The sequence below is a fragment of the [Pantoea] beijingensis genome, from assembly GCF_022647505.1.
GTDB lineage: Bacteria > Pseudomonadota > Gammaproteobacteria > Enterobacterales > Enterobacteriaceae > Erwinia > Erwinia beijingensis.
In genome coordinates this window covers 2,862,837-2,887,874 of the sequence record NZ_CP071409.1, presented here as the reverse complement: position 1 = coordinate 2,887,874, position 25,038 = coordinate 2,862,837, and the positions used below count along the sequence as shown (strand labels likewise).

Below are 25,038 nucleotides of genomic sequence, written 5' to 3'. Positions count from 1 at the left end.
CAACGTCGAGAGGATTTGCGTTGGTTAAATAAACGCGGCCACAGCTTTTGGGTTGCGCCAGTCCGCAGAGCAGTGAATGACCGGCTGCGTGACCCTTACACCGGCAGGAGAGGGCCCATCTTATTGATGTGTTTTTGCCGCTCGTAGAGTGAAAATGTCTCGGGGTAATAGAGCGTTGTTGCGGTGTGATAAATAGCTTATGCGGGACAGGCTTAATCAACCACACTGAATATTAAAACTATTATTGGCGAGTAATATGAAGAATGTAGGATTAAGAAAAAGATAAATTGATGTAAAAATATTTCATTATCATACCATTCAGGTATGGCCTACCCGAGGGCGATGAGGGTGACAACTTTTCTGATTCTGGCGAATCCATCTTGCAGAACTGAGCGCATTTCTTGTGGCTGGACGGCCATAATGGTATGTTCTTGAACTTCTCAGTTAGATCAATGCAATTCGCAAGGGGATTTACGCAATGCGTATTATTCTGCTCGGCGCACCGGGCGCAGGCAAAGGTACTCAGGCTCAGTTCATTATGGAGAAATACGGGATTCCGCAAATCTCTACGGGCGATATGTTACGTGCAGCAGTTAAAGCGGGCTCGGAACTGGGTAAACAAGCCAAAGAAATTATGGATGCAGGCAAGCTGGTTACCGATGAACTGGTTATTGCGCTGGTAAAAGAACGTATTGCACAAGATGATTGCCGTAAGGGTTTTCTGCTTGATGGCTTTCCTCGCACCATTCCTCAGGCTGATGCAATGAAAGACGCCGGCATCAAAGTCGATCATGTGCTGGAATTCGCTGTTCCTGATGAGCTAATCGTAGAGCGTATCGTCGGGCGTCGGGTTCATGCGCCTTCTGGCCGCGTGTACCACGTCACGTTTAATCCACCGAAAGTGGAAGGTAAAGACGATGTGACCGGTGAAGAACTTACTACGCGTAAAGACGATCAGGAAGAGACCGTGCGTAAACGCCTGGTTGAATACCACCAGCTGACCGCGCCGCTTATTGCTTACTACAGCAAAGAAGCGGAAGCCGGTAACACCGCATATCACAAAATCGATGGCACACGTAACGTTGCCGACGTCAGCAGCGAGCTGCAAAAAATCCTCGGCTGATGATCGAAGGGACCAGCATTTGCTGGTCCTTTTGCAGCAATCGGTTTCTGCTCTTATCATTTCCGCTACACTACAAACCTGAATTATCACACATGGAAGCCAATAATCTGGCAGGTTTCACGCTGCGTAACAGGCAGCGAAATATACTCACCAGCGGCTAAGCAGAAACACTACGGCGATAATAATGTCAGCCACGTAACGACCAGTAAAAGGAATAACAATGAGGCAAGATAAACCCGGCGTTTTGCTGGTCAATTTAGGTACGCCCGACGCGCCGACATCGTCGGCGGTAAAACGTTACTTAAAGCAGTTTCTTAGCGATCCACGGGTGGTTGATACACCGCGCTGGCTGTGGTGGCCAATCCTCAATGGTGCGATCCTGCCGATTCGTTCGCCGCGCGTTGCTAAGCTCTATGCTTCGGTATGGATGGAAGAGGGATCGCCGCTGCTTGTTTACAGTAAACGTCAGCATCAGGCGCTTGCGGCGAGGCTGGATATCCCTGTTGCCCTGGGAATGAGCTATGGCAATCCCAGTCTGAAAAGTGCCGTAGATAGCCTGCTGGAGCAGGGCGTGACACGGTTAATTGTATTGCCGCTGTATCCGCAGTTTTCCTGTTCAACCGTGGCGGCAGTATGGAATGGTTTGACCGAGGTTTTTTCCGGTTATCGCTCGTTGCCTGATGTAAATTTCATTCGTGATTATGCAGAGCACCCGGCGTATATTGCGGCGTTAAAGGCCTCCGTTGAGCGTTCTTTTGCCCAACACGGCAAACCCGATTTGCTGGTGATGTCTTACCACGGTATCCCACAACGTTTTGCCGATGAAGGGGACGATTATCCCCAGCGCTGTCGGGATACGACAAAAGCGCTCACAGAAGCGCTTGGTTTGAGCGAAAATGAAGTAATGCTAACGTTTCAGTCGCGTTTTGGACGCGAGCCCTGGTTGACGCCATATACTGATGAAACGATGCGCAGTTTACCGGGCACAGGCGTGAAGCATATTCACATTATGAGTCCGGGATTTTCCGCAGATTGCCTGGAGACGCTCGAGGAGATTAGTGAACAGAACCGCGAGTTTTTTATGCATGCGGGCGGTAGCAAATTTGAGTATATTCCTGCCCTGAATGCGGACGTGGAACATATCGAGATGATGGTCGAGCTGGTGAATCGCTATCGCTAATCGCATTGACCGTGAATATGGTATTATTCACGGTCACAACCCATCTGAAGTCATCGATCATGAAATTCCCTGGCAAACGCAAATCCAAACATTACTTCCCCGTTAGCGCACGCGATCCTCTGCTCCAACAGACCCAACCCGAAAATGAAACCGGCACCAGTTGGGTGGTCGGCATCGATCAGACGCTGGTGGATATTGAGGCCAGAGTTGATGAAGATTTTGTGACGCGCTACGGATTGAGCGTCGGGCATTCGCTGGTTATCGAAGATGATGTTGCTGAAGCGCTTTACGATGAGTTAATGCGTGAAGGTTTGATCAGCCACCAATTTGCGGGTGGCACGATTGGTAACACCATGCACAATTACTCCGTACTGGCGGACGATCGCTCGGTGTTACTGGGGGTCATGTGCAATAACGTACAGATTGGTGGTTATGCCTATCGCTATCTTTGTAACACCTCAAGCCGCACCGATTTGAACTACCTGCAGGGCGTCGACGGCGCAATTGGTCGCTGTTTCACGCTAATCGGTGATAATGGCGAGCGCACCTTTGCAATTAGCCCGGGGATGATGAATCAGCTTCATGCAGAAAGTATTCCCGAAGAGGTTATTGCTGGCGCCTCAGCGTTGGTTCTAACCTCTTATCTGGTGCGTTGTAAGCCCGGTGAGCCCATGCCGCAAGCGACCATGAAGGCTATCGAATATGCGAAAAAGCATGATGTACCGGTAGTGCTGACGTTGGGTACGAAATATGTTATTGCCGATAATCCCGAGTTCTGGCGCGATTTCCTGCGCGATCACGTTTCAATTGTTGCGATGAATGAAGATGAAGCGTTAGAGCTCACGGGGTATAGCGATCCGTTACAGGCTGCGAATAAAGCATTGGACTGGGTTGACCTGGTACTGTGCACCGCCGGCCCTAATGGCCTCTACATGGCGGGCTTCACTGAGGAAGCGGGCAAACGAACAACCAACCATCCTCTGTTACCGGGTGCCATTCCTGAGTTTAATCAGTTCGAGTTTAGTCGTGCCATGCGCCATCAGGACTGCCTGCAAGCGCTGCGCATTTTCTCTCATATTGCGCCGTATATGGGCGGGCCGGAGAAAATTATGAACACCAATGGGGCGGGGGACGTTGCTCTGGCGGCGCTGCTACACGATATCACGGCGAATAATTACCATCGCGTGAATGTTCCTAACTCCAGTAAACACGGGCGCAGCTACCTGACCTACTCTTCACTGGCGCAGGTATGTAAGTATGCAAATCGTGTGAGTTACCAGGTATTAAATCAGCATTCACCTCGCTTAACGCGTGGTCTGCCTGAGCGAGAAGACAGCCTTGAAGAGGCTTACTGGGAACGCTAAGAAAATATAGCCAGCGCGTTCCGGGATGAAACGGGCTGGCATATGTTATGCCTTCAGCACAATGAATCAGATGACAGGGTAATTACGCTTACCTTTGTCATCCGCTACGAGGGTCAAATAGGGCACTGGGCTGGTTGTTGTAACTCGTTCTCCAGCTCCAGCTTCAACATGTTTAGCATGCTGGTAGCGATTTCACGTTCGCCCATCACAACACGGTTGGCACCACGCTCCATAATGTAATCGACTTCATCATCGTAATGCGCTCGCGCAATAATTTCGATATTTGGGCGCTTTTCCCGCGCTGCGGTGACGATCTCACCCGCTTCATATCCGTTGGGGATGGTCAGCAGCAGCCAGCGGGCACAGTCCAGACGTGCCAAATCCATCGTATCCGCACGGGCGGCGTTACCCAGAACCGCTTTAATCCCCTGTTCACGCAGGGCCTCGACGCGTGGTCGCGAATTTTCCACCACCACGATGGGTACGCCAGCCTCGATCAACTGTGCCCCCAGCAGGCTACCAACGCGGCCATATCCTACCAGGACTGCATGATTGCAGATATCGACCGGGATCTGTTTTTCTTCCTCGATCGCCTCTTCCATTGTCTGTTCTTCGATAGTTTCCGTTTTTTCCAGATAGCGCTCAAGCACGGTAAATAGAATTGGATTGAGCATGATTGAAAGGATGGCGGAAGCAAGCACCAGATTGCGCCCCTCTTCTGACAGCACCCCCAGTGAGATACCGAGTCCTGCCAGAATGAAGGCGAACTCACCGATCTGCGCCAGGCTGGCCGAAATAGTCAGGGCGGTGCGTCGTGAATGGCCGAACAGGGTAACCAGCAGGTAAGCGGCGATCGATTTGCCCAGCACGATAATCGCTAACGCGCCCAGCACCGCCAGCGGTTCCTGTACCAGAATTTTAGGATCAAACAGCATACCAACGGAAACAAAGAACAGCACGGCGAAAGCGTCGCGGAGTGGCAAGGTATCATGAGCGGCTCGATGACTTAGCTCTGATTCGTTTAGCACCATGCCGGCGAAGAAGGCGCCGAGCGCAAAAGAGACATCGAAGAACTCAACGGCGCCCAGTGCGATCCCCAGCGCCAGGGCCAGTACGGCCAGTGTAAATAACTCACGTGAACCCGTCGCTGCGCTTTTGGCTAAAATCCAGGGAACGACGCGGCGGCCTACCACCATCATCAGCACCATAAAGGCAACGACTTTACCGATGGTCAGCAGCAAATCCCACGCGATTAATGAGAAGCTGGCATTCCCTTGTTCAAACATACCTGCAATCGCGGGCAGCAGCACCAGCGTCAGCACCATCACTAAATCTTCAACAATCAGCCAGCCGATCGCGATTTGCCCACGCTGGCTATCAATCAGCTGCCGCTCTTCCAACGCACGCAGTAGCACCACGGTACTGGCGGTTGAAAGGCAGAGGCCAAATACAAAGCCGGTCATCATTGACCAGCCCATGCCCCAGGAGAGTGCCATACCCAACAATGTCGCAACGGCGATTTGAGCGATAGCGCCGGGAATGGCAATGGACTTTACCGACATCAGATCTTTCAGAGAAAAATGTAAGCCAACACCAAACATCAGCAGAATGACTCCGAGCTCAGCAAGCTCCGGCGCCAGATTAGTATCTGCAACAAACCCGGGCGTAAAAGGTCCGGCGAGTACACCAGCCAGCAGATAGCCGACTAAAGGGGAGATGCGCAGGCGATTAGCCAGCATACCAAGGAGGAAGGCGAGCACGAGGCCTCCGACGATGGTCGTGATAAGCGGTGTTGTGTGGTGCATGCCTTCTCCTTGTGTATGCAAATGTGTCTGGTTGTAATTTTTAAGTTTATGGCATATTTCAGTTCAACGCTTGTCAATAATTGAGTTAACTCTAAAAAAAGATGAAAAGGCACTAAAAATGGCTGATGAGCAGGATTTTACCCACTCATCGTGTTTCTGGCTTGAATATATCCGTATAGCATACGGGGAAACTAACAACTATTCACCGCAGAACCACTCTATTTTGACCGGTTATCCGGTAAGAAAGCAGTTAATATGCCCAGAAGTGGCAGATAAGCGCAGATTTGATAAACCAAATCAATACTGGTGCGATCGGCTACCCATCCCAACACTGCGGCGCCCAATCCTCCCATGCCAAAGGCAAAGCCAAAAAATAATCCGGAAACCATGCCAATGCGGCCAGGTAACAGCTCTTGCGCATAAACAAGAATGGCGGAAAAAGCGGAGGCCAGAATCAGACCAATGATAACGCTTAGTACGCCGGTCCAGGCCAGCGAAGCGTGTGGCAGCAAAAGGGTAAAAGGCGCCACACCAAGTATCGAGCCCCAAATCACATACTTACGGCCAATTTTATCGCCAAGTGGGCCGCCGATGATGGTCCCCGCAGCGACGGCAAACAAAAATGCAAACAGATGAAACTGGGCATTTTGTACCGACAGGCCAAATTTATGAATCAGATAGAAAGTGTAATAGCTGCTGAGACTGGCGAGATAAAAGTATTTGGAAAAAATCAGCATCAGCAGAATGGCGATCGCCAGCACGACCCGGCGGCGGGGCAGTGGGCTTGTCAGGGGAAGGGGGACGCTACTTTTTGCTACGCGATGCTGGTTCTGATACCAGCGGCTGATCTGTAACAGAACAACAATGGCAAGCAGCGCAGCCAGCGTAAACCAGGCAACATTACCTTTTCCATACGGAGCAATAATTAACGCCGCCAGGAGCGGCCCCAGTGAACTACCGAGATTACCGCCAACCTGGAACAGTGATTGTGCCAGCCCATGGCGCCCACCCGATGCCATCCGGGCAACGCGCGATGATTCCGGATGAAAAACGGAGGAGCCGGTACCAACCAGTGCTGCAGCCAGTAAAATAAGAGGGAAATTGTTCGCCAGGGCGAGTAGCACCAAGCCAGTTAGCGTAAATCCCATCCCAATGGGCAAGGACCAGGGCTGAGGGTGCTTATCGGTATAAGACCCAATCACCGGTTGTAGTAGAGAGGCAGTGATTTGAAAAGTCAGTGTGATCAGGCCTATTTGTACAAAGCTGAGTGAAAACTCTGCACGCAATAGCGGATAAATCGCCAGGATAAGCGATTGAATCATATCATTTAATAAATGTGCGAGGCTGATGGCGCCGAGTATCCGGAAGGCGGTGCGCGGCGGTGCTACTTTTGCTGAAGGAATTGTCTGATCGCTTGCCATGAAAGAACCTGTCGTGGTGAGGGTGTTATTTTAATCATGTCTGATTCAGTCTCAATGATTTAACCGGGCAATGCAATTATCCTAATCATCTGACCTGGGGCATAATTCACAGACAAGTACAGAAAATAACGCAACAGTCGTCAATCCCGTGACGAATGCTACGCCGGGGGTGACATTTGGTTACTGCTAATAAGGAGATCGATTTTGCGCTTTACACAAAAAGCTCTGCTGGGTGGGTTGTTATTGACGTTAACAGGAATACCCATGGGGGCTCAGGCATGGGAAAAAGATCGTCTTTACAAGTTCACCGTACTGCATACCAACGATCATCATGGGCGTTTCTGGAGTAACGAACGTGGGGAGTATGGTCTTGCCGCGCAGAAAACGTTGGTGGATAGCGTACGCCTGGATGTGCAAGCGCACGGAGGACAAGTACTTATTCTGTCCGGCGGTGATATCAATACCGGTGTGCCAGAATCTGATTTGCAAGATGCCGAGCCCGATTTCCGTGGTATGAATCTGATTGGTTATGATGCAATGGCACTTGGCAATCACGAATTTGATAACCCGATTTCCGTTTTACGTCAGCAGCAGAAATGGGCGAAATTCCCGCTCCTTTCGGCAAATATTTATCAAAAAAGTAGCGGAAAGCGTCTTTTCCAGCCTTATGCACTCTTCAATCGAATGGGCTTAAAAATTGCGGTTATCGGCCTGACAACGGATGATACTGCGAAAATCGGTAATCCTGAATATTTCACCGATATTGAATTCCGAAAGCCAGCGACTGAAGCGAAAGCGGTGGTTGAGGCTCTACGCGCTCAAGAAAAACCTGATGTGATCATCGCAGCGACGCACATGGGGCATTATGACGATGGCAAGCATGGTTCAAACGCACCCGGTGATGTAGAGATGGCGCGCGAGCTACCGAAAGGCTATCTGGACATGATTGTCGGTGGGCATTCTCAGGATCCGGTCTGTATGGCGAAAGAGAATGTTAAACAGGTGGATTACGTTCCGGGTTCGCCCTGCGTACCCGATCGGCAAAACGGCACCTGGATTGTTCAGGCGCATGAGTGGGGTAAGTATGTTGGTCGGGCAGACTTCACTTTCCGCAATGGCGAGCTGAAGCTTGAGCACTACCAACTGATCCCGATTAACCTGAAGCATAAAGTACGCAACAGCGACGGTACAGAAAGCTTGATCAATTATACATCGGAAATCGCGGCTAATCCGGCGATGCTAAAGCTGTTAATGCCCTTTCAGAACAAAGGTGAAGCACAACTGAGCGTGAAAATTGGCAGCGTCAATCAACGACTGGAGGGCGATCGTAGCAAGGTCCGCTTTGTACAAACCAACATGGCACGGCTGATTCTTGCTGCGCAAATTGAGCGTACACAGGCCGATTTTGCCGTGATGAGCGGCGGTGGGGTGCGCGATTCCATCGCAGAAGGCGATATTACCTATAAGGATGTGCTTAAGGTGCAACCTTTTGGCAATACAGTGATTTATGTCGATATGAAGGGACGTGACGTCGAAAAATACCTGGCGGTTGTTGCTAACAAACAGGTTGATTCGGGGGCTTATGCACAATTTGCCAATGTAAGTCTGGTGGCAGACGGTCAGGGTGTAAGTGAGGTGAAAATTAATGGAAAACCACTTGAGCCTGAAAAAACTTATCGAATGGCAACGTTGAATTTTAATGCCACGGGTGGGGATGGCTATCCGCCGGTAAACCAGTTGGCCAGCTACGTTGACACTGGATTTGTGGACGCCGAGGTATTAAAGCAATATATCCAGCAGCACTCACCGCTGGATGCGACAAAGTTTGCACCTCAGGGGGACATTGTCGCACCAACGGACGTCCGCCAGGAGTCCGTTGTCATCGGCCCGAATTGAAAATCATCAGGCTCTCCCTGGCCTGAACCGCAAGGGTACAGGGCCGGTTAAACCGGCCCTGACTTATGCGCCGCAAGTGCGATTTGCCATCCATTTTTGGCGAAGGATATCCCAGCACCAGTTATACGCAACGGTGTAAGGCAGGAAAAACAGGAAGAACGCGACCTCAACTAAAAATGCCTGGACTAAGGTAATCCCCAGCATCCAGGCGGCAATGGGTAAACCGATCCCGATAAAACCGCCTTCGAAACCAAGTGCATGGACAATGCGCAGTGCCAGTCCACGTTTTATTTTGCCTGGGGGGCACACCCAGTCAAAGCCGGCGTTATAAACGATGTTCCAGAGCATGGCGACAGTAGAAAGCATGATCGCCAAGGCTCCCATCTGAAATAGCGGTTTATGCATAATCCAGGCGGCCAGTGGGGCAACAAGTAAAATTCCCAGAACTTCAAAACCGGCGGCATGTAAAAAACGCTCTTTCAACGATTTGGCTTGCATAATAGCTCCTTAATGCATTTCTCTCCGTGAATACTTCTGGCGCGGGTAGGCTGCCGTAGTGCAATGAAAAATATCGGAGACAGTTTCGTATTCTCATCGTTTTTGTTGCTAGTATAAAATTAGAACCCATCTATAAAAGCGATAGATAATGATGCGTTACTCACCGGAATCCCTCCATGCTTTTGTTCAGACAGTGGAAAGTGGCTCTTTTTCCGCGGCGGCGCGCACGTTGCAAAAAAGTCAGTCGACTATCAGCACCGCCGTGGCCAACCTTGAAGACGATCTTGGTTTTGCGCTATTTAATCGTGACGCACGCCTGCCCGTTCTGACCGAGGCGGGCAGGCGTGCGCTGGCGCAGGTGCAGGAGATACTGGCCGCCAGTTCCCGGTTAGACGAACTGGCGGTAAGGCTTGTATCGGGTGTTGAGCCGCGCTTGAGCATGGCTATTTCGGATTTCTGGCAGGCCGATCACCAGGAGTCCCTGCTTAAACGCTTTTCGGTACGTTATCCTGATATTGAGTTTGAATGTATGCTTGCGGAGGATGCGGATGTTATTGATCTGCTTCAAACGGGGCGAGTACATATTGGTGTGGTACGGGTACAACCTCATCTGCCACAGGATATTACGACTTCGCGTCTGCAGGTACAGGCGCAAATGGCCATATTTATCCACCGCGATCACCCGTTGGTGCAGACGTCGGAGGTAACGCAAACCCAGCTGAACGGCGTCAGGCAACTTCGACTCAGTACCCTGGCGCAAAACGAAAGCCGCCCGTCGCCTGGCGGAATATGGTTTGCGCCATCTTATTTACTGTTGCTTGAGATGGCAGAACAGGGGTTTGGCTGGAGTATCTTACCGCGCTGGCTGGTGGAGCAATTTGGTCATCAGGTATTGTACGAATTACCGGTCGAGGGTTGGCCACAACGTATTGATGTTGATGCTGTCTGGTCAAGAAGAACCCCGCCTGGACCTGCGGGAAGATGGATGCTTGACCAGCTTTGCGCGCAGCGTCAGGATTAATCGCGGCGCGCGATATCGGCCAGTTTGGCATCCAGCAATGAGGCGAGATCGCTAACGGCCAGTTCGATATCAAGCCCACGCTTGCCACCAGAAACGTAAATGGTGGCAAACTGCTTCGCCAGATTGTCGATAACCGTTGGCAGGCGTTTTTTCTGACCAAGTGGACTAATACCACCGACCAGGTAACCGGTAACACGCTGCGCCAGTAACGGATTGGCCATATCTGCCCGTCTGGCGCCGAGCGCCCGGGCGACTTTTTTTAGATCGAGCTGACTCGCCACCGGAGTAACTGCTACCGCAAGATTCTTGTCATCGCCGTTGATTGCCACCAGCAACGTTTTATAAACCTGTTCAGCATTAAGATTCAGTTTACGCACGACTTCCTCACCGAAGTGGGTTTCATTGCTGTCATGTTCATAGGCGTGTAGCGTAAACGCGATTTTTTGTTTTTCCAGAAGTTTTACCGCGGGGGTCATTTGCGCGTATTCCTTGTGTCTGATCAGGACATAATCAACGTAACGATGAAAAATAGTGGCGAAAATCCAGGCTTTGAGCGACAATCGCCATCCCACACGCAAGTATCTTGCGGTGGATAACCAAAATCATAAAAAAATTCCTCTTTGACGGGCCAATTTAAATATTGGCCTTTTTTTTATCTGCGGTTCAGTAAATCGGGCAAATTCCCCTCGCCATAGAGATGTAATGCACCGACCGCAACGACATAGCGTCCGGCGGCCAGGCCGTGTAGCGCTTTGCACCAGAGCTGATTACGCTGGTTCATCATAATATCGTTCAGGTCACGACTAAAGGTTGTTGGAAGTGCCATTTGAGTCTGTCCCGGCGGTTTTTCCAGCCACCAACTTATCATCGTTTGCAACAGCCGTGCATTGGTATGCCAGTGCAACAAGGTATCTTCCAGCAGCGTTATGCCGTTGGCCGGCAATGTTTTCAGTAATTCAAGCTGCTGGGCTGGACCTTCCAGCTCAATAACGTTTAAGTTCCGCTGTTTTGCCATTTGCAGCAGTTGATAATCGATACCGTAATCGGGACGCAGACCTAACTGCTGTGCCTGTTGTGCCTGTAACATTAGGGCAATTTGCCAGCCGGGCAGGGTATCAATCAGTTCACTGCTGATTGTCAGCTCATCACACAGGCGCTGAAGCGTTTGCCGATTGTCCGCGGATAAACGATCGCTCAGGGGCAATTGAGGTTCGCTTTGCGTAAAGGGAGAGATGCCACTGGCGGTAATGTCCGCTTCAACGATCAACGCATCTGCACTGATAATGCGCTGCTGCAGTGTGGCGGGCAGCGGCATCATATCGCGTGTGCCCATATGAATGCTGCCAACAAGATGAAGTTTGCGTTCACCGGGTAGCGTAATATCCAGTGCGGGATAGGCATAATTCACCGCAGAGAACCCTCTGAACCACGCGGTCACTTTACGCAGCAATGCATCCATTTTTCCCGCCTTATCATATCAAACGATCCATGCTAGCGGTTTACGTCGCGGCTGAACAGAGGAATGCTTATCGTTCATGCTGTGTTTAGCCGCTATGTATCAATCATCCTGGCGGATGATAGCGCAGCAGGCGATTGGCGTTACTTACAACAGTAATGGAGGAAAGGGCCATAGCCGCACCTGCAACCACCGGATTGAGCAGAGTTCCCGTTAGTGGATAAAGCACACCGGCCGCGATGGGGATCCCCAGCGAGTTATAGATAAAGGCACCCAGCAGGTTCTGTTTCATATTTCGTAATGTCGCTTTCGCGATAGCCAGCGCATCACTGATGCTACTGAGATCGTGGCGCATTAGCGTAATCGCTGCGGTTTCAATAGCAACGTCGCTACCCGTGCCCATTGCCATACCGACATCAGCCTGTGCCAGCGCGGGTGCATCATTTATACCATCCCCAATCATCGCAACCTGGTGGCCCTGCTGCTGTAGCTGCATAATTGCCTGAGCTTTGCCTGCCGGCAGTACGCCTGCAATCACGTCATCCAATCCTGCTTCCCGGGCGATAGCATTGGCGGTGATCGGGTTATCACCGGTCAACATAATAAGTCGGTAGCCTGACTTACGCAGTTTTTTTAGCGCTGCACGGCTTTCGGGACGAATCGGATCGCGGATGGCGATTAACGCTATCAGCTGGCCACCGGCGGCAAGCAAGACCGGAGTCGCGCCCGCTTCTGCCTGCTGTCGTATACTGTGTTCTGCAGCGCGGGTGTCGATTTGGTGTTGCTGCATTAGTGCAGGATTGCCCAGTATTATCTCCGTGCCGCCAACGAGGGCGGAAACGCCTAATCCACCTAGCGTACGGAATCGTTCTGCGGCCGGGAGGTTGCGGGGAGCTGCGTGCTCGACAATTGCCTGTGCCAGTGGATGGTTGGAGTATTGTTCAAGCGCCGCCGCCCACAATATTGCCTGGTCGACTTCGGCCTGGTTGAAGGCGATCACCGCCGTCACGCGTGGACGGCCTTCGGTCAGCGTACCTGTTTTGTCAAATACCAACGTATCCAGCGTACTGGCCCGCTGTAACGCATCGGCATCGCGTACCAATACACCAAACTCTGCGGCACGCCCTACACCGGAAATGATCGACATCGGTGTGGCTAGCCCTAAAGCGCAGGGGCAGGCGATAATCAGCACCGTAGTCGCAATTACCAGAGTATAAACCAGTTGTGGTTGAGGGCCGATAACGTACCAGATAGCCGCACTTAGCAGTGCAATAGCGATAACCGTAGGCACAAAAACGGCAGAAATACGATCGGCTAGTTGTCCTATGGCTGGTTTACTGCTTTGCGCCTGACGCACCATTTGAATAATACGTGAAAGCGTGGTGTTTTTTCCGATAGCGCTGGCGGTAAATAACACGCTACCGTCTTGTAACAGCGTTCCTGCATGGAGTCTGTCGCCAGCGGATTTTTGTTGAGGTAGCGGTTCGCCGGTTAGCATGGCTTCATCCAGCCAGGCTTCTCCGTGGGTAATGTCGCCATCAACGGGGACTCTATCGCCGGTCGTGAGGCGCAGAGTCATACCAAGTTGAATATCGCTGACGGGGAGGTTTTTTTCGCCTTGTTCCGTCACCACGCGCGCGGTCGGAGGAGTCAGATCCAGCAAGCGCTCCAGCGCTTGCGATGAGCGCTGACGTGCACGCTGCTCCAGCGCATGTCCGAGATTGATCAATCCGATGATCATGGCACTGGCTTCATAGTAGAGGTGGCGTGCTTCCGCCGGGAAGGCGGTAGGCCAGATATTCACTGTGATGGAGTAAAACCATGCCGCAGCCGTGCCTAAAGCCACCAGAGTATCCATGGTGGCGGCACCATTTCGCAGACTGCGCCATGCGCTACGGTAGAAGTGTCCACCAGCAATAATCATCACCAGCAGCGTGACAACCCCAATCCCCAGCCAGCCGTGACGATTGCTGTTGGTTAACATCATATTGTCGCCGAACATGCCCCATATCATCAGGGGGAGTCCCAGCGTGAGGGCCAGTGCAGATTGCCAGCTGAAACGCTGCATCGCTCGTCGTGCCGTATACTGCTGTTTTTCGCGACGTACGGTTTCATCTTCAATTATTTCGGCGTCGTAGCCGGCTTTTTCAACTGCCTGCACCAGGGCGGTTGCTAATGAAGACGTACCCATGACCAATGCACTGCGTTCGGCGAGATTGACACGGGCCTGCTGTACGCCATCGACCTGTTTCAACGCATTCTCGACTCGGCTTACGCAGCTTGCGCAGCTCATACCGTCAATCAGCAGCTGATAGCTTTCAGTTGCTGAATCTGCCGGAAGCTGAAGGGATTCCGCTGTCAGCGCTTCCGGCTGGATTTCTGTTTCTGTCAGCGGATTAGGCTTTGGGGAGGTAACACCTTGTTTGATGCTGGCGTGATAGCCCGCCTGTTCAACTGTGGTAATTAATGCTGCCGACGATGCCGGGCCGGTGATGCGAGCTTCATCCAGAGAGACTTCCGCCTGCTCAACGTCATCACGTTGCTCAAGCGCTTCTTTCACACGTTTTACGCAATGGCCACACGTGAGACCTTCAAGCGTCAACAATATTGTTTGTGACATGACAGATACTCCTCAGTACCGGATAGAAAGCAGAATGCTCTTAAATAATAACGTGTATAGGAGGTTAAACCTTCCATCAAGGGGAAGGTCAAGCAAGATTTTATATCGTCGGGTGGCGTTGATATCCCGCGACAGCAATACGCCGCAGCGAAACATCGTATATTCAGGACGTGTCGAATAAAAATAAAGCCTCCGCAGAGGCTTATGAACATGATGCCGTGATTAGTGACTTTGAAGCGTAGTCGCAATCGCATTAAACATCAGTGAGGCTTCTAAAGGCTGAGCGTTGAAAGCGGGTTCAGCCTGCGGCCAGGTGGACCACTGGACAATCACAAGGTTTTCTTTCTGATTCACCACAATCATCTGTCCGAAAATACCCAGCGCCCACAACGTGTCTTTTTCGCTCAGGCCGGTTTTGGGTGCAACATCCCCGGCATTTGCTGGTGTACTGTTATTCCACCACTGATAGCCGTATGAACCTTCCGGATGGGCGGGAGAAACCGAGTTTTTCGCCTGGTTCCAGGCTCTGGCATCCTGAACCCAGTTATCTGGCAACTGTTTTGTACCATCAGGCAAGCGGCCATTGTGCAGAATAAACAGGCCAAATTTCCCCCAGTCTTCCAGTGTGGCATTAAAGCCATGAGCACCAACATCATGCTTACCTTTCTCATAGCTGTGCCATACGCCGTCGTGTGTCATGCCAAACGGCTGCCAAATTTTTTCCTGCAGATAACGAGCAAGTGGCATACCCGTGGCTTTTTCCAGGGTATCGCCCAGCATCCAGGCTCCGCCTGAAGAGTAGGACCAGACTTCGCCCGGAGCGGCGTAGGTTTTGCGTTGTGGATTAATGATGAGCTTTTTCACACAATTATAAACATCATTGCCCGCTTCGCAGGTGGTAAGCTGCGCGAAATCGGATTTGGGATCTTTATAATTCTCATCCCACTGAACACCGGAGGTATGCTGGAGTAGCTGGCGAATGGTTACGTTTTCCCAGACGGTGCCATGTACGTCAGGATTATATTTGACAATTTTGTCATCAAGCGAGGCGATTTTACCCTCTTTTAACGCTACGCCGACTAGCGTAGAAACCACTGACTTCCCAACAGAACGAGACGTCCAGAGCGTCTGCTTGTTATTGCCGCCGCCGTAATAATCCCAGGCAACCTTGCCGTCTTTGATGACCAGCATGCCGGTAACATTATTGCGTTTTATATAGTCATTCAGATGGTAATCATGGCCGTGATACTGATAAACCGCGCCGGATAAGTCCCGTGCCGCATGCTGCAAAGGTACAGGTGTACCGGCCTTAAAAACGTCGCCAGCATAAGAGCGGTAGTCATTGCGAAAGCCGATAACCCGATTGTTCTGGTTCCAGGTGAGCATCTCTTTCACATCCGGCAGATGCTGATCCAGCGGCTCAGGACATGCACTTAGCTCAGGAACGTGACAATTTGCCCCGGAGGTTGCTGCGCCAGCCTGAAGCGCGGTTCCCAGTAAAATAGTGAGTACACAAAAACCCGTTTTTAATTTTCCCATGACAGTGTCCCTTTGTTAGCAGGCATAGAACGTGCGAATTGAGGCTTTCAGGCGGAGATGGCCCCATTGGGCAAATTTATCTATTGAATAAATCCCCCCGGTATCGCGTCAGTTTCTCTTCTTTATCTCAAGATCCCGGATCGGCAAGGATCGCAGGTGTATCACCAGCCTGGCCGGATGAGAGGGGCAGTATAGGGGGGAGATGTTCGGTCATAGAGTCGTAGAGTGGGGGGAAATCCCCCGCCTTCAGAATGAATTGGCATGGGGGGGGGCGCATTGAGCCCTGCGGTGAGGTTTCTGGGAAACGCTGAGGTTTTGTGATAGGGGGTGGTTTTTTTAGAGGCCGATTTGTTTTTTCCTAAAAAATCAGGAGTATAGTTAGCCCGCTAGCGGATTAAAAATGATAGCCGCAGCCATTGAATAAGGAAATTTTAATGAAAAAGAGTGTGATTGCCTTCTGTTTTACCAGCCTTTTTTCTGTCAGCACATTGGCACTTGTTCCGGGCGGTAATGATGCAACAACTAAACCGGATCTCTATTATTTAAATAATAATCAGGCGATTGATAGCCTGGCGCTATTGCCGCCACCGCCAGAAGTGGGCAGTGTGGCGTTTCTTAACGATCAGGCTATGTATGAAAAAGGGCGGCTGTTGCGTTCAAGTGAACGCGGTCGTCAGGCGGCAGAAGATGCCAATTTGAGTGGTGGTGGGGTGGCGAATGCCTTTTCCGCCGCCTTTGGCTCGCCCATCACCCCGCAGGATGCGCCCGAGTTGCATAAGCTGCTGACCAATATGATTGAGGATGCGGGTGATCTGGCAACACGTTCTGCGAAAGAGAAGTATATGCGTATTCGTCCGTTTGCATTCTATGGTGCGGCAACCTGTAACACCAAAGAACAAGATAAGCTGGCGAAAAATGGGTCTTATCCTTCCGGTCACACCTCGATTGGCTGGGCAACGGCGCTGGTGCTGGCGGAGATCAACCCACAGCGACAGGATCAGATCCTCAAACGTGGATATGCGCTAGGGCAGAGCCGCGTAATTTGCGGTTATCACTGGCAGAGCGATGTTGATGCGGCGCGTATCGTCGGTTCTGCGGTGGTTGCAACATTGCACACCAACCCTGCGTTCCTGCAACAGTTGCAGAAAGCAAAAGACGAATTTTCCCGCACGGGCAAGTAATTTAATGGCCTGGTAATCGGCGCCTGTCGCCGCGGCGCCCTCTTATCTTGACTCCCATAATCCATGTATTTATGCGCTTTTCCATCGAAAGTTTGGTTAGATTAGGGCAGGTAAGTGGTATTATTCAGGCGATAAATCTTTTCGTTATAACGGAAAGCATTTCCACAATAAAATCTATTCAATCAATGGAATGTTATGAAAAATATCTTTTTTTTCGATAATTTGATCACACCTAAAATTTTGGTGTTGTTTTACTGGCTGAGCCTGATTATGGTTATTGCTACCAGTCTGTTTAGCATGGCCGTTAATTTCTCACTCTTTAATATATTGGGGCTGATTGTTGGCTGTGTCGCTGTCCGTGTCGGCTTTGAGCTTATTATGATAGCGTTTAAGAACAATGAATATCTGCGTCGTATTGCTGAGAGTCAGGACGCAAAATAATCGCTGCGGGGGAAGGACATAAATTATCTTCCCCCGTGTTGATAACGTTCCACGACCTCGCGAAAAGCGAGGAAAAGGGGGCCGGGATGAACATCAGTGACGTGGCAAAAAAAACCGGATTAACCCATAAAACCATTCGATTTTATGAAGAGAAAGGCCTGGTAACACCGCCGCTTCGGGGCGAAAACGGGTATCGCAGTTATACCGCGAAACATCTTGAAGAGCTGACGCTTCTGCGTCAGGCCCGGCAGGTGGGGTTTAATCTGGATGAATGTCGTGAGATGGTGGTTCTGTTCAATAATCCTGCACGCCATAGCGCAGATGTTAAAGCGCGTACGCTGGAGAAAGTGGCTGAAATTGAGGCACATATTAAAGAACTGAGCCAGATGAGAGAGCGGCTACTGGCGCTTGCAGCAGACTGTCCGGGGGATGACAGCGCCGATTGTCCAATCATCAACACTCTTGCCGGATGTTGCCAGCATACTGGCCCTGCCTAACTTGCTTCCGGCACGACACGCAGAGTAATTCCCTCAATAGCGACAACGATGACTGTACTGCCCGCGGGTAAATCACTATCGGCCTGCACGCGCCAGCTACTGTCACCGACCTGCACGTGTCCCAAACCATTAACCAATGGCTGATGCAAAATTAAGTGCTGGCCAATCATACGGTTACCGCGCTGGTTCAGCATATTAGGGGCTACCTTGCGATCGCGTCGCTTCATCCAGTGATACCAAAACCAGGCGGCGATCATCGTGGCAATGGCAAAAAGCCCCCCCTGCCACTCCCAGGATAGGGGAAACAGCCACACCAGCAGGCCAACCAGTATCGCCGCGATTCCACTCCACAGCAGATAGCCGCTACTCCCCAGCATTTCAGCCGCCAGCAATAAACCGCCAAGCGTGAGCCAAAACCAATGAGGATGCGTAACAAATTCCGCCAACATCAGGGGTTACTCCGCTCCTGCCGTGTCTCTTTCAAGAGTTCGCCGATTCCGGCAATGGATCCCAGCAGACTACTGGCCTCTAGCGGCATCAGCACCACTTTGCTGTTATTCGCTGAACCAATTTTTTGCAGTGCGTCTGTATATTTTTGTGCCACAAAATAGTTAATAGCCTGAAGATCGCCAGCAGCAATGGCCTCCGATACCATCTGCGTTGCACGCGCCTCCGCCTCGGCACTACGTTCCCGTGCTTCCGCCTGTAAAAATGCAGACTGGCGCTCGCCTTCCGCTTTCAAAATCTGTGATTGCTTATCCCCTTCAGCACGTAGGATTGCTGCCTGACGTACACCTTCTGCTTCAAGGATATCGGCACGTTTGGTACGTTCGGCTTTCATCTGGGCGTTCATAGAAGCAATCAATTCTGCCGGTGGGCGCACATCGCGGATCTCAATACGCGTCACTTTGACTCCCCACGGATTGGTGGCTTCATCAACGATATGCAACAGGCGCGTATTAATGCTGTCACGCTGTGACAACATTTCATCAAGCTCCATCGAACCCAATACGGTGCGCATATTTGTCATCGTCAGGTTGATAATTGCCAGCTCCAGATTACTGACTTCATATGCTGCGCGAGCCGGATCTACTACCTGGATAAAACAGACGGCATCAATAGTGACGCTGGCGTTATCTTTGGAGATGATTTCCTGTGAAGGGATATCCAGTACCTGCTCCATCATATTGATCTTACGGCCAATACGATCCATAAATGGCACCACCAGGCTGAGGCCAGGCTGAAGGGGGCGGGTATAACGTCCGAAACGTTCAACGGTCCACTGATAGCCCTGAGGCACAATTTTAATACCGGACCAAACGATAATTAATGCCAGTACGATCAGTACAGGAATAGCGGCAAGCATATGTAAACCTCCGGATTGTTAGATGGCGGGCCGAGTCGCTTCGGCCCGTTAAATGAGTAAAATCAGTAGAGCAATGAATAGAGCTGGCGGCGATATTTGGCAGCGAGCGCATCGCCAGTCCCTAATGCTGCTAAAATTTCCTGCAGCATTTTTCTTACCTGGCCATCAGCGGCATTTAAATCTTTCTTCAGGTGGCTCATCAGTAATTCCAACGCTTCTTCATTGCGACCAACCTGATGTAATTGTAATGCGAGTTTAGCGGCCAGTTCACTGTTCGCTGGATCATTTTCCAGTTGCTGCTGCAATTGCTGAATTTCAGGCGTATTGGCTGCCTGTTTCAGTAAATCAATTTGCGCCAGCAGCCCATGATAGCGGGTGTCTTGATCCTGTAGCGGAACGACATTGAGCACGGCTTCGGCTTCATCGCTGCGGGTAAGGGCAATCAGCACTTCAGCAAGCAGAAAACCGATCTCGCTGGACTGATTGCTTAACTGCCATGCATCTTTCAGCAGCGGCAACGCATCGATCATTTTGCCTTCTTGCATGAATGCTATCGCAGCCTGCGCCTTTAACTCTTCTTCGCGTGGCAATACTTTTTCCAGCAGGGCGCGTACCGCTTCTTCCGGCTGAGGGCCCTGAAAGCCATCAACGGGTTGACCGTTCTGAAACAGATAAACAGTGGGAATGGAACGCAGACCAAACTGTGCCGCGACGGCCTGTTCTGCATCACAGTCAAGCTTAGCCAGAATAAACTGTCCGGCATAGTCCTGCGCCAGACGCTCGAGCAGCGGCGTGAGCTGCTGGCAGTGCTGGCTGCGCTCTGACCAAAAATAGAACAGCACCGGAACAGTCATCGACTGTTCAAGCGTCTGATGCAGGTTGGTTTCATTAATATCAATAATTGAAGCTTGTGGTGACATAAATTCGTCTCTTTATCTGATGGCCTGATAACGATATTGGGGTTTATAGGCTGCCTTCAAGCAAAATCGTCGTTGTGGCGTGATTGTCCGCGCAAAATGCGATCCATCATCCAGCCCGGCAGTACGCGGCGCAGTATCGCCATGGTATGCGCAACCAGCGTCACCGGATAGCGTAACCGGGGATGAGCGCTCTCCAGAGCATGGCGCAATTTAGGTAATATTGCTTCCGGTGGCAGGGAAAACCGGGCGACGATAGACGGATTCACTACTGGCTTATCCTCCCGGGATTGATTGACGTTATCGGTGAAGCGCGTTGTAATCGGCCCGGGTTCAATCAGGCTGACACGTACGCCGCTATCATATAATTCGATACGTAAGGCATCAGACCATGCCTCCAGCGCGTATTTGCTGGCAGCATAAGCGCCGCGCCCCGGAGTGGAAACCAATCCCAGTACGGAACTGGTATTAATGATTCTGCCGCCGCCATTGGCCTTCAAAGCCGGCAGCAGCAGCGCGGTGAGCTGGTGAGTGCCAAATAGATTCGTTGCAAATTGTTGCTCCAACTGCGCGCGTGACAGGCTGGCTATCTCGCCATATACGCCATAGCCGCCATTATTAAACAGTGCATAAAGTTGATTATCAGCCAATTTAAGGATCTGTTGAGCGGCAGCGCTTACACTCGTCGCGCTATCAAGGTCCATTTTAATGCCGGTAAATCCCAGTGTATCCATGCGTTGTACGTCTTCTGCCTTGCGGCAGACGGCAAAAATACGATAACCGCGCAGCAGTAAATCGTTTGCCGCCGTCAGCCCGATCCCGCTGGAACAGCCGGTGATCACGATATTTTTTTGCATCATGCTTTACCGCGCAGGCGCTGATTCTGTTTAGCGGCTATCGTTGTGATTATTTTCATAACTTTACCTGTTGATCGTGCTGATTTTCCGCGACTCATGTTTAACTGAATACGTGCAGGCTACTGGCTAACCAGCGGTGCCAGTGCGTTAGCCATAAAATCGGTGATAAAAGGCTGAGCATCCGGTGTGGGATGAATGCCATCCTGTTGCATCCACTCGGGCTTCAGATAGACCTGCTCCATAAAAAAGGGCACCAGAGGGATACTCAACTCTTGCGCCAACTGGGGATAGATCCCACTGAAGGATTGCGTATAGCGGCGACCATAGTTTGCTGGCAAGCGAATTTGCATCAGGAAGGGTTCGGCGTCAGCGGCCTTCACATCGGCAATGATTTTACGCAGGTCCTGCTCAATGTTTTTCGGCGGGAACCCACGTAAACCATCGTTGCCGCCCAGCTCAATCAGCACCCAGCGAGGCTGATGCTGTTTTAACAGGCCCGGCAGTCTTGCCAGCGCTTGTGCAGTAGTATCACCACTAATGCTGGCATTCACGACATTGGGTGTGTTTTGCCATTTTTTATTCAGTAGCGCAGGCCAGACCGCGCCAGCCGACATACGGTAGCCGGCGCTTAAGCTGTCGCCGAGCACCAGTAAGGTATCGGCTGATGCCACGCGTGAAATAAGTAGCAATAATAACAGGAAAGGGTAATGCCAGCGGAAAACATTCTTGAAGTTCATTATCTTAGTAAGTCCGTCGGTCAGGGTGATCACCAGTTGAATATCCTCACCGGAGTTGAGCTGGTTGTCAAACCGGCTGAAACTATCGCGTTGATCGGTGAGTCCGGCTCGGGGAAGTCAACGTTATTAGGGATTCTTGCCGGATTGGATGATGGCAGTGACGGCGAAGTGTTTATGTTTGGTCAGCCGCTGCACCGGATGGATGAAGAACAGCGCGCTGAGTTACGAGCTACACACGTTGGCTTTGTTTTTCAGTCCTTTATGCTGGTACCTACGCTCAATGCGCTGGAAAATGTGCAGCTCCCCTCACTGCTAAGGGGCAACAGCGATAAAGAAAGCCGTGAAATGTCGCGTACGTTGCTTAATCAGCTTGGATTAGGTGAGCGCTTGACGCATCTTCCGGCACAGCTTTCCGGCGGTGAGCAACAACGTGTTGCGCTGGCACGCGCGTTTAATGGCCGTCCTGGGCTGCTATTTGCCGATGAGCCCACCGGCAATCTTGACCGTAAAACCGGTGATCGCATTGCCGATCTGCTGTTTTCTCTCAATCGAGATTTCTCTACCACGCTGATCCTGGTCACCCATGATGAGCAATTGGCGGCCCGCTGCGATCGTCGGTTGCGTCTTCGTGACGGAAAATTGTGGGAGGAGGCATGATTTGGCGCTGGTTCTGGCGTGAATGGCGTTCGCCTTCATTGCTCATTGTCTGGCTGGCGCTGACGTTGGCGGTAGCCTGCGTATTGGCGCTTGGTTCGCTGAGCGATCGCATGGAAAAAGGGTTGACCCAGCAGGGCCGTGACTTTATGGCGGGCGATCGCACGTTACGCAGCGCGCGTGAAGTGCCGCCCGCCTGGCTGGAACAGGCACAGCAGGAAGGAATGCGGGTTGGGCGCCAACTGACGTTTATGACCATGACGTTTGCCCGGGATACACCGCAGTTGGCATCGGTAAAGGCCGTCGATGACGTGTATCCGATGTATGGCGAACTCAGTACCGAACCGACAGGATTGAAGCCCACCGCCGGTACGGTTCTTGCCGCACCGCGTTTACTGGCGCTGCTGAATTTGAAAATCGGCGATATGCTGGACGTTGGGGATACTACGCTACGCATTGCCGGGGAAGTGGTTCAGGAGCCGGACAGCGGATTCAATCCGTTTCAAACGGCTCCCCGGTTATTAATGAACCTGGCCGATGTGGAAAAAACCGGAGCAGTACAACCCGGCAGTCGCCTGACCTGGCGTTATAAATTTTCCGGGACGCCGGAGCAACTGAGCCGCTACGATAGCTATATCGAACCGTTGCTGAAGCCCGATCAAAAATGGATAAGCATTGAAAACTCAGAGGATGCGCTAGGTAAATCCATGCAGCGTGCCCAACAGTTTTTACTGCTATCCGCGCTGCTGACGTTGATGCTGGCGATTGCAGCGGTTGCGGTCGCGATGAGCCATTATTGCCGCAGCCGGTATGATCTGGTGGCGGTATTAAAAACTCTGGGTGCTAACCGTGCGGCTCTACGTAAGCTGATTATCGGCCAGTGGCTGTCGGTGCTGCTGCTGGCGGCCGTCTGCGGCAGCATAGCAGGGCTGGGATTTGAGGCCATACTGCTGAAAATGCTCAGTCCGGTACTGCCGGGGGCGTTGCCTCCGTCCAGCTTCTGGCCCTGGTTATGGGCTATTGGGTCGCTGTTTGTCATCTCACTGATCGTTGGGCTGCGGCCTTACCGACTGTTGCTGGCTACGCAGCCACTGCGCGTACTGCGCCGTGATGTGATTGCTAACGTCTGGCCGCTCAAGGTCTACTTGCCGGTGATGGCGTTGGTGGTTATTGGCTTGCTGGCGTTACTGGTAGGGGGGAGTCAACTACTCTGGGCGTTAGTCGCGGGCATGGTGTTGCTGGCAATACTGTTGGGAGCCATTGGCTGGGGAGCGCTGTTAGTGTTACGGCGGCTTTCTGTGCGCAATCTTGCATTTCGTCTGGCGGTCAATCGTCTGTTACGCCAGCCCTGGACCACACTCAGCCAACTTGCAGCGTTCTCTTTCTCTTTTATGTTACTCGCGCTACTGTTGGTGATGCGTGGCGACTTGCTTGAACGGTGGCAGCAACAGCTGCCGCCGGAAAGCCCTAACTATTTCCTGCTGAATGTAACGCAGCAGCAGGTGCCGCAGGTTACCCGTTTCTTGCAGCAGCATAATGTGAAACCAGAGACATTTTATCCGGTTGCGCGGGTAAGATTGACCAGCATCAATCATCAGCCTGCGGACCCCAGACGTGATGACGCGCTGAATCGTGAATTGAATCTGACCTGGCAGCAGCAGCGTCCCGAGCACAATCCATTGGTGGCAGGAAGTTGGCCACCGAAAAAGGATGAAGTCTCCATGGAGATGGAGCTGGCGTCGCGGCTGGGCGTGAAGCTGGGTGATAGCTTAACTTTCACGGGGGATACGCAAGAGTTTACTGCGAAAATTAGTAGCCTGCGTAAAGTCGACTGGGAAAGTTTGCGTCCCAATTTCTTCTTTATCTTCCCGCCGGGCGCGCTTGATGGTCAACCGCAGAGCTGGCTGACCAGTTTTCGTATGGATGATAATCCGTTGCTGCTGGCACAGCTTAACCGTGAATTCCCGACGATCAGCCTGCTGGATATTGGCAGTATCCTGAAACAGGTGGGGCAGGTACTGGCGCAAGTGAGTCAGGCCCTGGAAATTATGGTGGTGCTGGTAACCGCCTGTGGGATGTTGCTGCTACTGGCACAAATTCAGGTCGGTATGCGTCAACGCCAGCAGGAGTTAGTGGTGTATCGTACGCTTGGCGCCAGTAAGAAGCTGTTACGTGGAACCCTGTGGTGTGAATTTGCTGCTCTCGGTGCGGTTTCCGGTATCGCTGCCGCTATCGGTGCGGAGGCTGCATTGTGGGGATTACAGCGGAAAGTGTTCGATTTCCCATGGCAGCCTGATTTTATGCTGTGGATTCTGCTGCCTTTGACTGGTGCGCTGTTGCTTTCCGTCTGTGGTGGGTGGCTTGGGGTAAGGTTATTACGCGGAAAGGCATTATTCAGGAGCTTTGGCGCATCCTGATTTCACCACTGCGTTGGGGTGGCAGGGATTGATGACGACGTACAGGAA

Annotated in this window: 22 protein-coding genes; 10 read left to right on the top strand and 12 right to left on the bottom strand. The window is 51.6% G+C overall.

The window, feature by feature from the left end:
• The first annotated feature begins 478 nt into the window (after positions 1–478).
• The 3 genes from adk to J1C60_RS13095 all read left to right on the top strand — a co-directional run bounded on the left by adk (position 479) and on the right by J1C60_RS13095 (position 3,667).
• A complete protein-coding gene (gene adk, locus J1C60_RS13105; RefSeq protein ID WP_128179354.1) occupies positions 479–1,123 on the top strand; it encodes an adenylate kinase in 645 nt (214 codons plus the stop codon).
• 220 nt (positions 1,124–1,343) lie between these two features.
• Positions 1,344–2,303: a ferrochelatase gene (hemH, locus tag J1C60_RS13100; protein ID WP_128179355.1), complete on the top strand. Its 960-nt coding sequence runs from the start codon at positions 1,344–1,346 to the stop codon at positions 2,301–2,303.
• 59 nt (positions 2,304–2,362) lie between these two features.
• Positions 2,363–3,667 carry an inosine/guanosine kinase gene (locus tag J1C60_RS13095; RefSeq protein WP_128179356.1) on the top strand — a complete coding sequence of 435 codons (1,305 nt, stop codon included), beginning with the start codon at positions 2,363–2,365 and terminating at the stop codon, positions 3,665–3,667.
• 113 nt (positions 3,668–3,780) lie between these two features.
• Here the strand turns inward: J1C60_RS13095 and ybaL are convergent, their stop codons facing one another.
• Both ybaL and J1C60_RS13085 read right to left on the bottom strand, forming a co-directional pair.
• Positions 3,781–5,472 carry a YbaL family putative K(+) efflux transporter gene (gene ybaL / locus J1C60_RS13090; protein WP_128179357.1) on the bottom strand — a complete coding sequence of 564 codons (1,692 nt, stop codon included), beginning with the start codon at positions 5,470–5,472 and terminating at the stop codon, positions 3,781–3,783.
• A 218-nt stretch (positions 5,473–5,690) separates the two neighbouring features.
• The gene (locus J1C60_RS13085) at positions 5,691–6,893 is read right to left on the bottom strand and encodes an MFS transporter (protein ID WP_128179358.1); all 1,203 of its coding nucleotides are present in this window, start codon (positions 6,891–6,893) and stop codon (positions 5,691–5,693) included.
• A gap of 204 nt (positions 6,894–7,097) precedes the next feature.
• Here J1C60_RS13085 and ushA point away from each other — a divergent pair, with 204 nt between their 5' ends.
• On the top strand, positions 7,098–8,789 hold the full coding sequence (gene ushA / locus J1C60_RS13080; protein WP_128179359.1) for a bifunctional UDP-sugar hydrolase/5'-nucleotidase UshA: 1,692 nt from the start codon (positions 7,098–7,100) through the stop codon (positions 8,787–8,789).
• A gap of 63 nt (positions 8,790–8,852) precedes the next feature.
• Here ushA and J1C60_RS13075 read toward each other — a convergent pair whose 3' ends face one another.
• Positions 8,853–9,287, bottom strand: coding sequence for a multidrug/biocide efflux PACE transporter (locus tag J1C60_RS13075; protein WP_128179360.1), 435 nt, complete (start codon positions 9,285–9,287; stop codon positions 8,853–8,855).
• A gap of 151 nt (positions 9,288–9,438) precedes the next feature.
• On the opposite strand from J1C60_RS13075, the gene J1C60_RS13070 reads away from it, so the two are divergent.
• Positions 9,439–10,308 carry a LysR family transcriptional regulator gene (locus J1C60_RS13070; RefSeq protein ID WP_128179441.1) on the top strand — a complete coding sequence of 290 codons (870 nt, stop codon included), beginning with the start codon at positions 9,439–9,441 and terminating at the stop codon, positions 10,306–10,308.
• Here J1C60_RS13070 and ybaK read toward each other — a convergent pair.
• From ybaK to J1C60_RS13050, 4 genes are all read right to left on the bottom strand, one after another.
• Positions 10,305–10,784 carry a Cys-tRNA(Pro)/Cys-tRNA(Cys) deacylase YbaK gene (gene ybaK / locus J1C60_RS13065; RefSeq protein WP_128179361.1) on the bottom strand — a complete coding sequence of 160 codons (480 nt, stop codon included), beginning with the start codon at positions 10,782–10,784 and terminating at the stop codon, positions 10,305–10,307. The genes J1C60_RS13070 and ybaK overlap by 4 nt on opposite strands.
• Before the next feature lie 176 nt (positions 10,785–10,960).
• Positions 10,961–11,767, bottom strand: a complete 807-nt coding sequence (locus J1C60_RS13060) for a TraB/GumN family protein (RefSeq protein ID WP_128179362.1) — start codon at positions 11,765–11,767, stop codon at positions 10,961–10,963.
• Positions 11,768–11,870: 103 nt separating this feature from the next.
• On the bottom strand, positions 11,871–14,384 hold the full coding sequence (copA, locus tag J1C60_RS13055) for a copper-exporting P-type ATPase CopA (protein ID WP_128179363.1): 2,514 nt from the start codon (positions 14,382–14,384) through the stop codon (positions 11,871–11,873).
• A 222-nt stretch (positions 14,385–14,606) separates the two neighbouring features.
• A complete protein-coding gene (locus tag J1C60_RS13050) occupies positions 14,607–15,923 on the bottom strand; it encodes a serine hydrolase domain-containing protein (protein ID WP_128179364.1) in 1,317 nt (438 codons plus the stop codon).
• A gap of 434 nt (positions 15,924–16,357) precedes the next feature.
• Here J1C60_RS13050 and phoC point away from each other — a divergent pair, with 434 nt between their 5' ends.
• The 3 genes from phoC (at position 16,358) to cueR (ending at position 18,042) form a co-directional block, all read left to right on the top strand.
• Positions 16,358–17,104: an acid phosphatase PhoC gene (gene phoC, locus J1C60_RS13045; protein WP_128179365.1), complete on the top strand. Its 747-nt coding sequence runs from the start codon at positions 16,358–16,360 to the stop codon at positions 17,102–17,104.
• Positions 17,105–17,299: 195 nt separating this feature from the next.
• A complete protein-coding gene (locus J1C60_RS13040) occupies positions 17,300–17,545 on the top strand; it encodes a DUF4282 domain-containing protein (RefSeq protein WP_128179366.1) in 246 nt (81 codons plus the stop codon).
• 86 nt (positions 17,546–17,631) lie between these two features.
• Positions 17,632–18,042, top strand: a complete 411-nt coding sequence (cueR, locus tag J1C60_RS13035; protein WP_128179367.1) for a Cu(I)-responsive transcriptional regulator — start codon at positions 17,632–17,634, stop codon at positions 18,040–18,042.
• Here the strand turns inward: cueR and J1C60_RS13030 are convergent.
• From J1C60_RS13030 to tesA, 5 genes are all read right to left on the bottom strand, one after another.
• Entirely contained in the window at positions 18,039–18,491 is a 453-nt protein-coding gene (locus J1C60_RS13030) for an NfeD family protein (RefSeq protein ID WP_128179368.1), read from the bottom strand. The two genes, cueR and J1C60_RS13030, sit on opposite strands and share 4 nt — an antisense overlap.
• Positions 18,491–19,408, bottom strand: a complete 918-nt coding sequence (locus tag J1C60_RS13025; protein ID WP_128179369.1) for an SPFH domain-containing protein — start codon at positions 19,406–19,408, stop codon at positions 18,491–18,493. The genes J1C60_RS13030 and J1C60_RS13025 overlap by 1 nt, the downstream gene beginning before the upstream one ends.
• 62 nt (positions 19,409–19,470) lie before the next feature.
• The gene (locus tag J1C60_RS13020) at positions 19,471–20,328 is read right to left on the bottom strand and encodes a co-chaperone YbbN (RefSeq protein WP_128179370.1); all 858 of its coding nucleotides are present in this window, start codon (positions 20,326–20,328) and stop codon (positions 19,471–19,473) included.
• Between the two features lie 56 nt (positions 20,329–20,384).
• Entirely contained in the window at positions 20,385–21,182 is a 798-nt protein-coding gene (locus J1C60_RS13015; RefSeq protein ID WP_128179442.1) for an SDR family oxidoreductase, read from the bottom strand.
• A 119-nt stretch (positions 21,183–21,301) separates the two neighbouring features.
• Positions 21,302–21,919 (bottom strand): multifunctional acyl-CoA thioesterase I/protease I/lysophospholipase L1, encoded by a 618-nt coding sequence (gene tesA, locus J1C60_RS13010; RefSeq protein ID WP_128179371.1) that lies wholly within the window; start codon positions 21,917–21,919, stop codon positions 21,302–21,304.
• On the opposite strand from tesA, the gene ybbA reads away from it, so the two are divergent.
• The gene (gene ybbA / locus J1C60_RS13005; protein ID WP_128179372.1) at positions 21,890–22,576 is read left to right on the top strand and encodes a putative ABC transporter ATP-binding protein YbbA; all 687 of its coding nucleotides are present in this window, start codon (positions 21,890–21,892) and stop codon (positions 22,574–22,576) included. The genes tesA and ybbA overlap by 30 nt on opposite strands.
• A complete protein-coding gene (ybbP, locus tag J1C60_RS13000) occupies positions 22,573–24,990 on the top strand; it encodes a putative ABC transporter permease subunit YbbP (RefSeq protein ID WP_128179373.1) in 2,418 nt (805 codons plus the stop codon). The genes ybbA and ybbP overlap by 4 nt, the downstream gene beginning before the upstream one ends.
• The last annotated feature ends 48 nt before the right edge of the window (positions 24,991–25,038 follow it).